This is a genomic window from uncultured Cellulomonas sp. (assembly GCF_963527515.1).
Taxonomy (GTDB): Bacteria; Actinomycetota; Actinomycetes; order Actinomycetales; family Cellulomonadaceae; genus Cellulomonas.
In genome coordinates, this window is record NZ_CAURTV010000022.1 from 1 (window position 1) to 13,856 (window position 13,856).

The 13,856-nt window shown below is 73.1% G+C and carries 12 protein-coding genes and 1 pseudogene; all 13 read right to left on the reverse strand.

Annotation, left to right across the window (positions count from 1 at the left end; translation table 11 throughout):
- Positions 1–1,117 (reverse strand): annotated as a pseudogene (locus RYN42_RS07995) (primosomal protein N'); the annotation flags it as partial.
- A gap of 52 nt (positions 1,118–1,169) precedes the next feature.
- Complete coding sequence (metK, locus tag RYN42_RS08000; protein WP_315095234.1) at positions 1,170–2,372, reverse strand: methionine adenosyltransferase; 1,203 nt, start codon at positions 2,370–2,372, stop codon at positions 1,170–1,172.
- Positions 2,373–2,415: 43 nt separating this feature from the next.
- Entirely contained in the window at positions 2,416–3,612 is a 1,197-nt protein-coding gene (coaBC, locus tag RYN42_RS08005) for a bifunctional phosphopantothenoylcysteine decarboxylase/phosphopantothenate--cysteine ligase CoaBC (RefSeq protein ID WP_315095236.1), read from the reverse strand.
- A 10-nt stretch (positions 3,613–3,622) separates the two neighbouring features.
- Positions 3,623–3,886 carry a DNA-directed RNA polymerase subunit omega gene (rpoZ, locus tag RYN42_RS08010; protein WP_175347634.1) on the reverse strand — a complete coding sequence of 88 codons (264 nt, stop codon included), beginning with the start codon at positions 3,884–3,886 and terminating at the stop codon, positions 3,623–3,625.
- A 55-nt stretch (positions 3,887–3,941) separates the two neighbouring features.
- Complete coding sequence (gene gmk, locus RYN42_RS08015; protein ID WP_315095239.1) at positions 3,942–4,511, reverse strand: guanylate kinase; 570 nt, start codon at positions 4,509–4,511, stop codon at positions 3,942–3,944.
- 55 nt (positions 4,512–4,566) lie between these two features.
- The gene (gene mihF, locus RYN42_RS08020) at positions 4,567–4,878 is read right to left on the reverse strand and encodes an integration host factor, actinobacterial type (RefSeq protein WP_208213389.1); all 312 of its coding nucleotides are present in this window, start codon (positions 4,876–4,878) and stop codon (positions 4,567–4,569) included.
- 144 nt (positions 4,879–5,022) lie between these two features.
- Positions 5,023–5,868, reverse strand: coding sequence for an orotidine-5'-phosphate decarboxylase (gene pyrF / locus RYN42_RS08025; protein WP_315095240.1), 846 nt, complete (start codon positions 5,866–5,868; stop codon positions 5,023–5,025).
- Positions 5,865–9,203 (reverse strand): carbamoyl-phosphate synthase large subunit, encoded by a 3,339-nt coding sequence (carB, locus tag RYN42_RS08030; protein ID WP_315095241.1) that lies wholly within the window; start codon positions 9,201–9,203, stop codon positions 5,865–5,867. Before carB ends, pyrF begins: the two co-directional genes overlap by 4 nt.
- On the reverse strand, positions 9,203–10,372 hold the full coding sequence (gene carA / locus RYN42_RS08035; protein WP_315095242.1) for a glutamine-hydrolyzing carbamoyl-phosphate synthase small subunit: 1,170 nt from the start codon (positions 10,370–10,372) through the stop codon (positions 9,203–9,205). The genes carB and carA overlap by 1 nt, the downstream gene beginning before the upstream one ends.
- Entirely contained in the window at positions 10,369–10,902 is a 534-nt protein-coding gene (locus RYN42_RS08040; RefSeq protein ID WP_315095243.1) for a hypothetical protein, read from the reverse strand. Before RYN42_RS08040 ends, carA begins: the two co-directional genes overlap by 4 nt.
- Positions 10,899–12,221 (reverse strand): dihydroorotase, encoded by a 1,323-nt coding sequence (locus tag RYN42_RS08045; RefSeq protein ID WP_315095244.1) that lies wholly within the window; start codon positions 12,219–12,221, stop codon positions 10,899–10,901. The genes RYN42_RS08040 and RYN42_RS08045 overlap by 4 nt, the downstream gene beginning before the upstream one ends.
- Positions 12,218–13,222 (reverse strand): aspartate carbamoyltransferase catalytic subunit, encoded by a 1,005-nt coding sequence (locus RYN42_RS08050; RefSeq protein WP_315095245.1) that lies wholly within the window; start codon positions 13,220–13,222, stop codon positions 12,218–12,220. Before RYN42_RS08050 ends, RYN42_RS08045 begins: the two co-directional genes overlap by 4 nt.
- Entirely contained in the window at positions 13,219–13,809 is a 591-nt protein-coding gene (pyrR, locus tag RYN42_RS08055; protein ID WP_315095246.1) for a bifunctional pyr operon transcriptional regulator/uracil phosphoribosyltransferase PyrR, read from the reverse strand. The genes RYN42_RS08050 and pyrR overlap by 4 nt, the downstream gene beginning before the upstream one ends.
- Between the last annotated feature and the right edge of the window lie 47 nt (positions 13,810–13,856).

The window sequence follows — 13,856 nt, forward strand, 5'->3', positions numbered from 1 at the left end:
GCTCCACCGAGGTCAGCGCCAGCACCCGTGCCGCACGCGCCCTCGTCACCGCGCGGTCGGCCGCTACCTCGCGGGCCCAGCCGGACTCCACGAGCGCTTGCGCCTCGACGCTGCGCCCGTGGGCGGCCACGAGCAGCGCGCACCCCTCGAGCTCCGACCGCAGGGCGAGCACCTCCCGCACGTGCGGGTACGGGGCGCGCGGCTCGGCGTGCAGCGGGTCACCGTCGTCCCACACGACCGCCAGGCCCAGGTCGGTCACCGGGGCGAACGCCGAGGCCCGCGTGCCGACGACCACCGACGCCTGACCGCGCAGGGCCGCCAGGAACGCCCGGTACCGCACGGCGGGACCGTCGTCGGCGGCGAGCCGCACCGCGCCACCTGTCGCCCCCGGGACCCATCGCGGCACCCCGGCGCTCTCGAGCGCGGCGAGCACCCGGTCGATGTCCCGCGCGTCGGGAACCACCACGAGCGCGCCCCGGCCGCCCAGGAGGCAGGCCGAGACCGCCTGCGCGATCGCGTCGGGCCACCGCTCGCCCGCGGGGCCTGGAAGTGCCGACCAGACAGCCCGGGGCGCCCCACCCGCGGTGACGTGCTGGAGGAACGCTGCGCCACCGCGGTAGGGCACCCAGGCGCTCGCGGACACCGACGGCGACGACGCGGCCGGCGCTGGGGCCGGCACCTCCGCCTCGACGCGCGCGTGCCGCGCCGGGACGGCCAGGCGCAGCACGTCGTTCAGGGTCCCGGCCCACCGGTCGGCCACGGCCCGGGCGAGGCGGGCGACCTGCGGCGCGAGCACGGGCTCGGCGGAGACGACCTTGCGCACGGCCAGCAGCGCGCCCTCGTGCTCCGCCTCCTCGACGCGCTCCAGCACGTAGCCGTTGACGTCGCCCTGCGCGCCGAACCGCACCTTCACGCGGGCACCCGGGACGGCGGTGTCGGCCAGGGTGGCGGGCACGAGGTACTCGAACACCCGGTCCAGGTGCGCAGGTGTCAGGTCCACACACACGCGGGCGACCGGCAGGTGCTCAGCCGGCGGCACGGCACCGGCGGACGCCCGGACGCGCCGCTGGGGCTGCGGCAGGCCGTCGAGCACGAGCTGCTCGCCGTCCGCGGTCACGTCCACGTGCTCCTGCGCACCCGTGCACGACCGGCCGGGGATCCGGCGGGCGTCAGCCCACCGCGGACTGGAGGTCCGCCACGCGGTCGGTGCGCTCCCAGGTGAACTCGGGGAGCTCGCGGCCGAAGTGCCCGTACGCAGCCGTCTTGCGGTAGATGGGGCGCAGCAGGTCGAGGTCCCGCACGATCGCGGCCGGACGCAGGTCGAACACCTCGCGGATGGCCGCGGTGAGCCGCGCGACGGGCACGGTCTCCGTCCCGAACGTCTCGACGTAGAGGCCCACGGGGTTGGCCTTGCCGATCGCGTACGCGACCTGGACCTCGCACCGGCGAGCCAGCCCGGCGGCGACGACGTTCTTGGCCACCCAGCGCATGGCGTAGGCCGCGGACCGGTCCACCTTCGACGGGTCCTTGCCGGAGAACGCCCCGCCACCGTGCCGGGCGATCCCGCCGTACGTGTCGACGATGATCTTGCGTCCGGTCAGCCCGGCGTCCCCCTGCGGTCCGCCGACGACGAACGTGCCGGTGGGGTTGACCAGGAGACGGTAGTCGGTGGCGTCCAGGTCGAGCTGAGCCAGCACCGGGGCCACCACGTGCTCGGCGATCGCCGGTCGGAGCGCGGTCTCCAGCTGCACGTCCGGGTCGTGCTGGGTGGACAGGACGACCGTGTCCAGGCGGACGGCGCGGTCCCCGTCGTAGCCGATGGTGACCTGGGTCTTCCCGTCGGGACGCAGCCCGGGGACGATCCCCTCCTTGCGCACCAGGGTCAGGCGCTCGGCGAGCCGGTGCGCGAGCCAGATGGGCAGCGGCAGGAGCGTCGGGGTGTCGTCGCTGGCATAGCCGAACATGAGGCCCTGGTCGCCGGCGCCCTGGGCGTCCAGCGGGTCGAGGTCGGAGCTGTCCTCGCGGACCTCGAGCGCCTTGTCGACACCCGCGGCGATGTCCGGCGACTGCTGCCCGATGGACACGGAGATACCGCACGAGTCGCCGTCGAACCCGATCGACGACGAGGTGTAGCCGATCCCCCGGACCACCTCGCGGACGATCTGCGGGATCTCGACGTACGCGCTGGTGGTGACCTCGCCGGCCACGTGGACCAGGCCGGTCGTCACCATCGTCTCGACCGCGACACGAGCCTGCGGGTCCTGCTCCAGCATCGCGTCGAGGATCGCGTCGGAGATCTGGTCACAGATCTTGTCCGGGTGCCCCTCGGTCACGGACTCGGACGTGAACAGGCGCATGTCGGGCTCGGTCATGGCGGACAGCGTAATGGCCGCGCCCCCGGACGCGGGCGCGGTCTCAGGCGCGTGCGACGACCGCGTCCCAGACGGCGTCCGCGACGGCGTCCTTCGTCCCGGTCGCGGAGGCGACCACCGTCCCGGCGCCGTCGACGATGGTGACCTCGTTGACGTCGGCCCCGAATCCCCGACCGCCCCCGACCGCGTTGACGACCAGCAGGTCCGCGCCCTTGCGCAACGCCTTGGCGCGGCCGTGCTCCAGGACGCTGCCGGACTCGTCACCGGTCTCCGCCGCGAAGCCGACGACGAGCTGCCCGGCGCGTACCGTGTCGGTGGAGAGCTCGGCCAGGATGTCGACCGTCTCGACCAGCTCGAGGACGGTCGGCGCACCGCCCGGCTGCTTCTTGATCTTGGTCTCCGCGCTGGTGCGCGGCCGGAAGTCGGCCACCGCGGCGGCCATGACGACGACGTCGGCGTCCTTGGCTGCGGCTCGGACGGCGTCGCGCAGCTCGGCACCGGTCTCCGCACGGACCGTGTCGACGCCCGGAGGGACGGGCACGTCGATGTTCGCGGCGACGAGCGTGACCCGGGCGCCGCGGGCTGCGGCCGTGCGAGCCAGGGCGACGCCCTGCCGACCCGACGAGCGGTTCCCCAGGAAGCGGACGGGGTCCAGCGGCTCTCGGGTTCCCCCGGCGGACACGACGACGTGCCTACCGGCGAGGTCCTGCGGCCGGTCGGTGACCAGCGCGAGGGCGGACGCCGCGATCTCCTCGGGCTCCGGCAGGCGTCCTGGGCCGGTGTCCGAGCCGGTGAGGCGCCCGGCGGCGGGCTCCAGGACGTGCACGCCGCGGGACCGCAACGTCTGCACGTTGGCGACCGTGGCGGGGTGCTCCCACATCTCGGTGTGCATCGCGGGGGCCAGCAGCACGGGGCACCGAGCAACCAGCAGGGTCGCGGTGAGCAGGTCGTCGGCCTGTCCCGTCGCGGCCCGGGCCAGCAGGTCCGCGGTCGCCGGGGCGACGATGACGAGCTCGGCCTGCTTGCCGACGGCGACGTGGGCCACCTGGTCGACGTCCTCGAAGACGTCGGTGGTCACCGGCTGCCCGGACAGGGCCTCCCAGGTGGCGCGCCCGACGAACTCCAGCGCCGCGCGCGTGGGCACGACGCGGACGGAGTGGCCGTCCTCGCGCAGCAGGCGCAGGAGCAGGACGGCCTTGTAGGCGGCGATCCCGCCTGCGACGCCGAGGACGATGCGCATGGCGGGCAGGTCAGCCCTCGGTGGCCTCGGACGTGAGCAGGCCGGCGTCGATCTCCCGCATGGCGATCGAGAGCGGCTTCTCCTGCGGGCGGGTGTCCACCAGGGGGCCGACGTACTCGAGCAGGCCCTCGTTCAGCTGGGAGTAGTACGCGTTGATCTGGCGCGCGCGCTTGGCCGAGAACAGGACGAGCGCGTACTTGGAGTCGGCGCGCTCGAGCAGGCGGTCGATCGGCGGGTCGGTGATCCCGACGGGGGCTGCGACGGTGCCGGACATGGTGATCTCCCAGAGGTACGAGGTGGGTTGGGCAGTGACATGCTCTGGCCCCATCCTACCCGGTCGGGATCCCCATCCCGCGGACCAGCTCGTCGGTGGCCCGGTGCACGTCGTCGTTGACGATGACCTGGTCGAACTCCGACTCCGCCGCGAGCTCGACGCGGGCGGTCTCCAGCCGCCGCTCCCGCTCCTCGGCGTCCTCGGTCCCCCGGCCGACGAGCCGCCGCTCGAGCTCGGCGAACGACGGCGGGGCGAGGAACACGAAGTGCGCGTCGGGCATCGACTCCCGCACCTGACGTGCCCCCTGCAGGTCGATCTCCAGCAACGCCGGCTCCCCGGCGGCCAGCCTCTCCTCCACCGGACGGCGCGGCGTGCCGTAGCGGTTGCGGCCGTGCACGACGGCCCACTCGAGCAGGTCGCCGCGCGCGACCATCCGGTCGAACTCGTCACCCGACACGAACAGGTAGTGGACGCCGTCCACCTCGCCCGGGCGCGGTGAACGGGTGGTCGCGGAGACGGAGAGCCACACCCGCGGGTAGCGGGCGCGGACGTCGGCGGACACCGTCCCCTTGCCGACGGCAGTCGGTCCGGCGAGCACGGTCAGCCGGGCAGGCGTCGTCGTCATGGGTGGTGCGGTACTCCTCGAGCTGCGCGGCGGGGTCGCCTCGACCTCGAGATGTTCACCCGAAGCGGTCGACGAGAGCCTTCACCTGGTGCGGTCCGAGGCCCCGCACGCGGCGGGTCTCGGAGATTCCGATCTCGGAGATGATCGCACGAGCCTTGACCTTGCCGACGCCAGGGAGCGACTCCAGCAGGGCGAGGACCTTGAGCTTGCCGATCGTCTCGTCCTGCTGGCCCTGCGTGATCACCTCGGAGAGCGTTCCCTGCGAGTACTTGAGGCGGTTCTTGACCTCGGCGCGGGCCTGCCGGGCAGCGGCGGCCTTCTGGAGCGCTGCCGCTCGTTGTTCGGGAGTCAGCGGAGGGAGTGCCACGCGCGTCACCTTCTCGTCAGTGGGCCGGCGACCCACGTCGAGTGCGCGGGATCGTGTCTACGAAACTAGCGAGCGGCATCCCCATCGGCAATGCGAACGCGCGTCCAACCGCCCACGACCTGCACCGACGCCGCCCTTCCCCGGTCAGGACAGCGCAGCGGCCGCCTCGTCGGACGCCCGCCGCGCAGCCGCCCGCAGCGCCGGCACGGACGGCCCCGCGGCGAGCACACCACGGGACGACGAGGCCAGCACCTGGCGGCGGGCGGAGCCGAAGACCTGCGCCAGCTCGCGCGGCCCGGCGCCCTGTGCGCCCACCCCGGGAGCCAGGAGGGGACCGTTGACGCGGGCGAGGTCGACGCCCGCACGCGCAGCGGCGTCACCGACCGTCGCCCCGACGACCAGACCGATCGACCCCAGCGGGTGGGCGTCGGCGTTGAGCACGGCGGCACGCGCCGCGACGGACGCGGCCACCGTCACGCCGTCATCGGTCCGTGCGTGCTGCACCTCGCGGCCCTCCGCGTTGGAGGTGAGGCACAGGACGAAGAGCCCCCGGCCCGACGACAGCGCCAGGTCCACGGCGGGGTCCAGCGACCCGAACCCGAGGTACGGCGAGACGGTCAGCGCGTCGCCGGCCAGCGGCGAGCCGTCGCGCAGGAACGCGTCGGCGTAGGCGCCCATCGTCGAGCCGATGTCGCCGCGCTTGGCGTCGACGATGACGAGGGTGCCGGTGTCCCGGCCGGCCGCGACCACCTCCTCGAGCACCGCGACGCCGGCAGACCCGTGCCGCTCGAAGAAGGCGGCCTGGGGCTTCACCGCCGCCACCCGGCCCCCGACGGCCTCGAGCACCGTCAGGGCGAACGAGCGGACCCCGGCGGCGTCGTCCGGCAGCCCCCAGGCGTCCAGCAGGCTCGTGTGCGGGTCGATGCCGACGCACAGCGGCCCGTGGACGTCCATGGCAGCCGCCAGTCGCGCCCCGAACGGCTGCGTCACGCGCCGGCCGCCGCACGCGCCTGACGCCGCACCAGGGCCGCCGCGTCGTGCTCCTGCAGGCTGGTCACCCGGAACGGCCCCGCCTGCCGCGCCTCGATCGCCTGCACGGCGGCGCCCAGCTGCTGCACCGTGGTGACCATGGCCTTGTCGGCCGCGACGGTCGCCGCACGGATCTCGTAGCCGTCGGCGCGGGCGCCCTGGCCGGACGGGGTGTTCACCACGATGTCGACGTCGCCGGAGGTGATGAGGTCGACGATGGTCGGCTCCCCCGCAGCGCCGCGGCCGGCCGAGTACTTGCGCACGACCGTCGAGCTGATGCCGCTGCGGTGCAGGACGGCCGCGGTGCCCTCGGTGGCGAGGATCTCGAAGCCCAGCTCCGCGAGGCGCTTGACCGGGAAGACGATCGAGCGCTTGTCGCGGTCGGCCACCGAGATGAACGCCTTGCCGCCGGTCGGCAGGCCGCCGAACGCCGCGTCCTGCGACTTGGCGAACGCGGTCGGGAAGTCCACGTCGAAGCCCATGACCTCACCCGTGGAGCGCATCTCCGGGCCGAGCACGGTGTCCACGACCAGACCCTCCTTGGTGCGGAACCGCTTGAACGGCAGCACCGCCTCCTTGACCGCGATCGGCGAGTCGAGGTCGAGCACGCTGGCGTCGTCGACCGGCAGGATGCCCATCGCCCGCAGGTCCGCGATCGAGCGGCCGGCCATCACGAGCGCCGCAGCCTTGGCCAGGGAGACGCCCGTGGCCTTCGAGACGAACGGGACCGTGCGCGACGCCCGCGGGTTCGCCTCCAGGACGTAGAGCACGTCGGAGACCAGCGCGAACTGGATGTTCAGCAGCCCGTGCACACCGACGCCCCGCGCGATCGCCTCGGTGGACAGCCGGATGCGCTCGAGCTCGGATGTCGAGAGCGTGACTGGCGGGAGGGTGCACGCCGAGTCGCCGGAGTGGATGCCGGCCTCCTCGATGTGCTCCATGACGCCGCCGAGGAACAGCTCCGTGCCGTCGAACAGCGCGTCGACGTCGATCTCGATGGCGTCGTCGAGGAAGCGGTCGATGAGCAGCGGCGGCAGCGTGCCCGCGCGCCCCCCGTCGGCGGCGTTGTCGAGCGCACGCTTGACGTACTCGTCCAGCTGCGGCTCGCTGTAGACGATCTCCATGCCGCGCCCGCCGAGCACGTAGGACGGCCGCACCAGGACGGGGAAGCCGATCCGGCGCGCGGTGTCGCGGGCCCCCGCCTGCGTGGTGGCGGTGCCGAAGGCCGGCGCGGGCAGCCCCGCGGCCTCGAGCACCTTGCCGAACTCCCCGCGGTCCTCGGCGGCGTCGATCGCGGCCGGCGACGTGCCGAGGATCGGCAGGCCGGCGTCCAGCAGACGCTGGGCCAGGGAGAGCGGCGTCTGGCCGCCGAGCGTGACGATGAGGCCCTCGACGGGACCGGCGGCGAGCTCGGCGGTGTAGACCTCGAGCACGTCCTCGAACGTCAGCGGCTCGAAGTACAGGCGGTCCGAGGTGTCGTAGTCCGTGGAGACCGTCTCGGGGTTGCAGTTGACCATGACGGTCTCGTACTCACCCTTGAGCGCCAGCGCCGCGTGCACGCAGGAGTAGTCGAACTCGATGCCCTGGCCGATCCGGTTGGGGCCCGAGCCGAGGATGAGGATCGCCGGCCGGGTGCGCGGGGCGACCTCGGTCTCCTCGTCGTAGGACGAGTAGTGGTACGGCGTGCTGGCGGCGAACTCGGCGGCGCAGGTGTCGACCGTCTTGAACACCGGCCGCAGGCCGACCGCGTGACGGCCGCGGCGGACCGCGTCCTCGGAGGTGCGGCGCAGCGTGGCGATCTGCGCGTCCGACAGACCGTGCCGCTTGGCGTGCAGGAGCACCTCGCGCGTCAGGGCGTCGGCCGTGCGGGTCTGCTCCGCCACCTCGTTGATCAGCTGGACCTGGTCGAGGAACCAGGGGTCGATGCCCGTGAGCTCGTACACCCGCTCCAGCGCGACGCCGGCCCGCAGCACCTGCTGGACGTCCACGAGGCGGTGCTCGGTGGGCCGCGAGATCGTCGCGACCAGGGCCTCCAGGGCCTCGCCGGTCAGGGCGTCGCCGGCCCAGTGGAAGACCGCACCCTTCGTGTCGAGCGACCGCATGGCCTTGCCGAGCGCCTCGGAGAAGTTCCGGCCCAGGGCCATCGCCTCGCCGACGGACTTCATGGTCGTCGTGAGCGTGTCGTCGGCCGCGGGGAACTTCTCGAACGCGAAGCGCGGGACCTTGACCACGACGTAGTCGAGCGTGGGCTCGAAGGACGCAGGCGTCGAGCCACCCGTGATGTCGTTGGGGATCTCGTCGAGCGTGTAGCCGATGGCCAGCTTGGCGGCGATCTTCGCGATGGGGAACCCGGTCGCCTTGGACGCGAGGGCGGAGCTGCGCGAGACCCGCGGGTTCATCTCGATCACGACGATGCGCCCGGTGGACGGCTCGACGGCGAACTGGATGTTGCAGCCGCCGGTGTCCACCCCGACCTCGCGGATGACCGCGATGCCGATGTCGCGCATGCGCTGGTACTCGCGGTCGGTGAGGGTGAGCGCGGGGGCCACCGTCACCGAGTCGCCCGTGTGCACGCCGACCGGGTCGACGTTCTCGATCGAGCACACGACCACGACGTTGTCGTTCTTGTCGCGCATGAGCTCGAGCTCGTACTCCTTCCAGCCGAGGATGGACTCCTCCAGGAGCACCTCGGTGGTCGGCGAGTAGTGCAGGCCCTGGCCGGCGATCCGGCGCAGGTCGGTCTCGTCGTACGCGATGCCCGAGCCCAGGCCGCCCATGGTGAACGAGGGGCGGACCACCATCGGGTAGCCCAGCTCCTCGACCGCCGCGAGGGCGTCGTCGATCGAGTGCACGATGACGGACCGGGCGCTCTCGGCGCCGCAGACCTCGACGACCTGCTTGAACTGCTCCCGGTCCTCCCCCTTCTGGATGGACGCGATGTTGGCACCGATGAGCTCGACGTCGTACTTCTCCAGCACGCCGGCCTCGTCCAGCGCGATCGCCGCGTTCAGGGCCGTCTGGCCGCCCAGCGTGGGCAGGATCGCGTCCGGGCGCTCCTTGGCGATGATGGTGGTGAGGATCTCGGTGGTGATCGGCTCGACGTAGGTGGCGTCGGCGAACTCCGGGTCGGTCATGATCGTGGCCGGGTTGGAGTTGACCAGGATGACCCGCAGGCCCTCCGCCTTGAGCACGCGGCAGGCCTGCGTCCCCGAGTAGTCGAACTCGCAGGCCTGGCCGATGACGATCGGGCCGGAGCCGATGACCAGGACGCTGTTGATGTCTGTGCGCCGGGGCATCAGGCGTCACCCTTCTGCTTGTTCGTGGGAGGGGCCATGAGGTCGAGGAACCTGTCGAACAGGTATGCGGCATCGTGCGGGCCCGCCGCCGCCTCCGGGTGGTACTGCACGGAGAACGCCGGCAGGTCGAGCGCGCGCAGGCCCTCGACCACGTCGTCGTTGAGGTCGACGTGGCTCACGACGACCCGGCCGTACCGACCCCCGTCGTGCGGGGCCACCGACTCCCCGTCCAGCGGGGCGTCGACTGCGAACCCGTGGTTGTGCGCGGTGATCTCCACCTTGCCGGTCGCGCGGTCCATGACGGGCTGGTTCACGCCGCGGTGGCCGTATCCCAGCTTGTACGTGCCGTACCCGAGCGCCCGGCCCAGCAGCTGGTTGCCGTAGCAGATGCCGAAGAACGGGATCCGGCGGTCCAGCACGTCCCGCAGCAGCTCGATCTCGTGCGTCGCGGCCGAGGGGTCGCCGGGCCCGTTGGAGAAGAAGACACCGTCCGGCGACGTGGCCAGGACCTCGTCGATGGTGGCGCTCGAGGGCAGCACGTGCACCCGGACGCCGCGCTCGGCCAGGCGCTGCGGAGTCATCGCCTTGATGCCGAGGTCGACGGCCGCGACGGTGGCGACGTGCTTCCCGATCGGTTCGACCACGTACGCGGCGTCGGTCGACACCTCGCCGGCCAGGTCGGCGCCCACCATCGCGGGAGCGGCCAGGACGTCGTCGAGCAGCTCGTCGTCCGGCCTGCGCTCGCCCTTCTCGTCGAGCAGCGCCGCACCCGAGAAGATCCCCGCGCGCATGACGCCGCGCTCGCGCAGGTGGCGCGTCAGGGCGCGGGTGTCGATCTCGCTGATCCCGACGACGCCCTGCGCCACCAGGTCGTCGTCGAGCGTGCGCACCGAGCGCCAGCTCGACGCGCGCCGCGCGGGATCACGCACGACGTAACCCGCCACCCAGATCTTCGACGACTCGTCGTCCTCGTCGTTCACGCCGGTGTTGCCGATGTGCGGCGCGGTCATCACGACGATCTGCCGGTGGTACGACGGGTCCGTGAGGGTCTCCTGGTAGCCGGTCATCCCGGTGTTGAAGACGATCTCGCCCAGCGTCGAGCCCTCCGCGCCGTACGGGCGACCGGTGAAGGTGCGTCCGTCCTCGAGCACGAGCACTGCGTCCCTCATGAGTTCTCCTCCTGCGCGGGCGCGCGGCCCGTCGTCAAAGCCGTGACTGACTCGATGAGCCGCCCGCGATCGGCGGCGTGCTGGGGTCGCAGGCCCGTGTCCAGGCCGCGGGGGTCCGCCGGGTCGGCCTGCCAGGTCAGGACGACGAGGCCGTCTCCGCCGACGACCTTTCCGGCCATGCCGGGCGCGGTCGACGCCCCCCGCAGCGAGGCGGCGGGCACGAAGACGTCGGCCGCACCCTCCCGGGTGATCCGCACGCCGGCGTCGAGCACGGTGACCTGCGCGCGGCTGCGCACCCCGAGGTCGTGAGCGGTGACCCGGTCGAGCCAGTCCCCCGCACGGGTGGTGGACACGTAGACCGCGTCCACGGGGCCGAGGCGGGTGGACCCCAGGTCCGCGGGGGCCACCGGCAGGGCCGGGACCAGGGCGGACGACCGCCGGGTGCGTGCCCGCCAGCCGGCGCGCATGGCCCAGAGCACCAGCACGACGACAAGGGCGAGCACGACCGTCGAGACGGCCTGCCGGGTCACGACCGGACCACCACGGTCTCGTCGCACGCCGACCCGTCCATCACGGTGGCGCGCCCGCGCAGCCATGTCGCGATGACGCAGCCGGACAGCTCGCGGCCGCGGAACGGCGAGTTGACGGACTGCGTCGCCTGCTCCTCGGGCACCACCACCCGGCGGATGCCGGGGTCCACCAGGGTGAGGTTGGCGGGCTCCCCCACCGCGATCGGCCGCCCGTGGTCGCTCACCCGCCCGATCCGCGCCGGGGTGGTCGACAGGACGCGCGCCACGTCGGCCCACGTCATGCGCCCGGTGTCGACCATCGTCTCCTGCACGACGGACAGCGCCGTCTCCAGGCCGGTCATGCCGAACGCCGCCGCGCCCCACTCGCAGTCCTTGTCCTCCCGCGTGTGCGGCGCGTGGTCGGTGGCGACGATATCGATGGTGCCGTCGGCCAACCCCTCGCGGACCGCCTCCACGTCCCGCTGCGTGCGCAGGGGCGGGTTGACCTTGAACACCGGGTCGTACCCGCGCGCCAGCTCGTCCGTGAGCATGAGGTGGTGCGGCGTGACCTCGGCCGTGACGTCGATCCCGCGGGACTTGGCCCAGCGGATGATCTCGACCGAGCCGGCGGTGGACAGGTGGCAGACGTGCAGCCGCGAGCCCACGTGCTCGGCCAGGAGCACGTCGCGCGCGATGATCGCCTCCTCGGCGACCGCGGGCCAGCCCGCCAGGCCGAGCTCCGCGGAGACGACCCCCTCGTGCATCTGGGCACCGTCGGTCAGCCTTGGCTCCTGCGCGTGCTGGGCGATGACCCCGTCGAAGGCCTTCACGTACTCCAGCGCCCGGCGCATCACGACGGGGTCGTGCACGCACTTCCCGTCGTCGGAGAACACCCGCACCTGCGCCGCGGACTCGGCCATGGCACCCAGCTCCGCGAGCCGCTCCCCCTCGAGCCCCACGGTGACGGCACCCACGGGCCGCACGTCCACCCAGCCCGCGTCGCGTCCAAGGCGCCAGACCTGCTCGACGACGCCCGCGGTGTCCTGCGTCGGCGTGGTGTTGGCCATCGCGTGCACCGCCGTGAACCCACCCATCGCTGCCGCCCGGGTGCCGGAGCGGACGGTCTCGGCGTCCTCGCGGCCGGGCTCGCGCAGGTGCGTGTGCAGGTCCACCAGGCCCGGCAGCAGGATCAGCCCGCTGCCGTTGATGATTACCGCGTCGTCACCGGCCAGACGTTCCGCGTCCTCGCCGATCGCCGCGATCACGCCGTCGGCGAGCAGCACGTCGGTCGTGCCGTCGCCGAGCGGGCTGACGTCCCGCAGCAGGTAGTTCCGGGTCACGCGTCCACCTTCGTCTCGTCTGTGGTGCTGGGGGCGGCCGCTCGGGCGTCCCCGCCCGCCAGCAGCAGGTACAGGACGGCCATGCGGACCGCCACGCCGTTGGCCACCTGCTCGACGATGACCGCACGCGGGGAGTCCGCGGCGTCGGCCGAGATCTCCAGGCCGCGGTTCATCGGGCCGGGGTGCAGGACGATCGCGTGCTCCGGCAGCATCGCCAGGCGCCGGGCGTCCAGGCCGTACCGCCGGGTGTACTCCAGCGGGCTGGGGAAGAACCCGCCACCCGCGCTGGACATCCGCTCGCGCTGGACGCGGAGCATCATCACCGCGTCGGGCTTCTCGTCCGCGAGCACCTCGTCCAGGTGGTACGACATCCGGGCCGGCCAGGCGCCGACCCCCACGGGCAGCAGCGTCGGGGGCGCCACCAGGACCACCTCCGCACCGAGCGTGTGCAGCAGCTGCACGTTCGACCGCGCGACGCGGCTGTGCAGGACGTCGCCGACGATCGCGACCCGGAGGCCCGCCAGGTCGCGGCCGGTCACGTCCCCGGGCCCGGACAGGTGCCGGCGCAGCGTGTACGCGTCGAGCAGCGCCTGCGTCGGGTGCTGGTGCATCCCGTCGCCCGCGTTGATGACGGCGCCGGTGGTCCAGCCCGAGGTGGCCAGCGTGTGCGGCGCGCCGGACGCGTGGTGCCGGATCACGACGGCGTCCGCACCCATCGCCTGCAGCGTCAGGGCGGTGTCCTTGAGCGACTCGCCCTTGGACACGCTCGAGCCCTTGGCGGAGAAGTTGATGACGTCGGCGGACAGTCGCTTGGCTGCGGTCTCGAACGAGATGCGCGTGCGGGTGGAGTCCTCGAAGAACAGGTTGACCACCGTGCGACCCCGCAGCGTGGGCAGCTTCTTGATCTCGCGGCCCTGCGTCGCGGCCATCGAGCCGGCGGTGTCGAGGATCCGCACGGCGTCGGCCACGTCGAGGTCGGCGGTGGACAGCAGGTGCCTCATCGCACCCCTCCCTCGATGAGGACGGCGTCGCGACCGTCGGTCTCCTCGAGCAGCACGCGGACGCGCTCGCTGGTGGAGGTGGGCAGGTTCTTGCCGACGAAGTCCGCGCGGATGGGCAGCTCGCGGTGGCCGCGGTCGACCAGGGCGGCCAGCTGGACCGCGCGCGGCCGGCCGAGGTCGCTGATCGCGTCGAGCGCGGCGCGGATGGTGCGGCCGGAGTACAGGACGTCGTCGACGAGCACGACCACCTTGCCGTCCAGGCCGCCACCGGGGATGTCCGTGGCGCCGATCGTCCGGGTGGGATGGCGCGCGAGGTCGTCGCGGTACATCGTCACGTCGAGGCTGCCCACCAGCAGGGCCGGGTCCAGGCCGGGCTCCACCGCGACGAGCCGCTCGGCCAGGCGGCGGGCCAGCGGGAGCCCCCGGGTGGGGATGCCGAGCAGGACGACGTCGGCGCCGCCCTTGTTGCGTTCCAGGATCTCGTGCGCGATGCGCGTGAGCGCCCGGCCAATCTCCGGGGACCCGAGGACCACGTTGGCGTCGTCGTCGACGCTCCCGGGTGCGGGTGCGGGCGTGCTGCTGCTCATCATGCGACTCCTTCCCCGCCTCACAGGACGGGTCTTAAAGGAAGGTC

What these genes read in the sequence shown, in the direction of transcription:
- metK (WP_315095234.1), bottom strand. Translation starts at nt 2,372, where the DNA reads ATGACCGAGCCCGACATGCGCCTGTTCACGTCCGAGTCCGTGACCGAG.
- coaBC (WP_315095236.1), bottom strand. Translation starts at nt 3,612, where the DNA reads ATGCGCATCGTCCTCGGCGTCGCAGGCGGGATCGCCGCCTACAAGGCC.
- rpoZ (WP_175347634.1), bottom strand. Translation starts at nt 3,886, where the DNA reads ATGTCCGGCACCGTCGCAGCCCCCGTCGGGATCACCGACCCGCCGATC.
- gmk (WP_315095239.1), bottom strand. Translation starts at nt 4,511, where the DNA reads ATGACGACGACGCCTGCCCGGCTGACCGTGCTCGCCGGACCGACTGCC.
- carB (WP_315095241.1), bottom strand. Translation starts at nt 9,203, where the DNA reads ATGCCCCGGCGCACAGACATCAACAGCGTCCTGGTCATCGGCTCCGGC.
- carA (WP_315095242.1), bottom strand. Translation starts at nt 10,372, where the DNA reads ATGAGGGACGCAGTGCTCGTGCTCGAGGACGGACGCACCTTCACCGGT.
- RYN42_RS08050 (WP_315095245.1), bottom strand. Translation starts at nt 13,222, where the DNA reads ATGAGGCACCTGCTGTCCACCGCCGACCTCGACGTGGCCGACGCCGTG.
- pyrR (WP_315095246.1), bottom strand. Translation starts at nt 13,809, where the DNA reads ATGAGCAGCAGCACGCCCGCACCCGCACCCGGGAGCGTCGACGACGAC.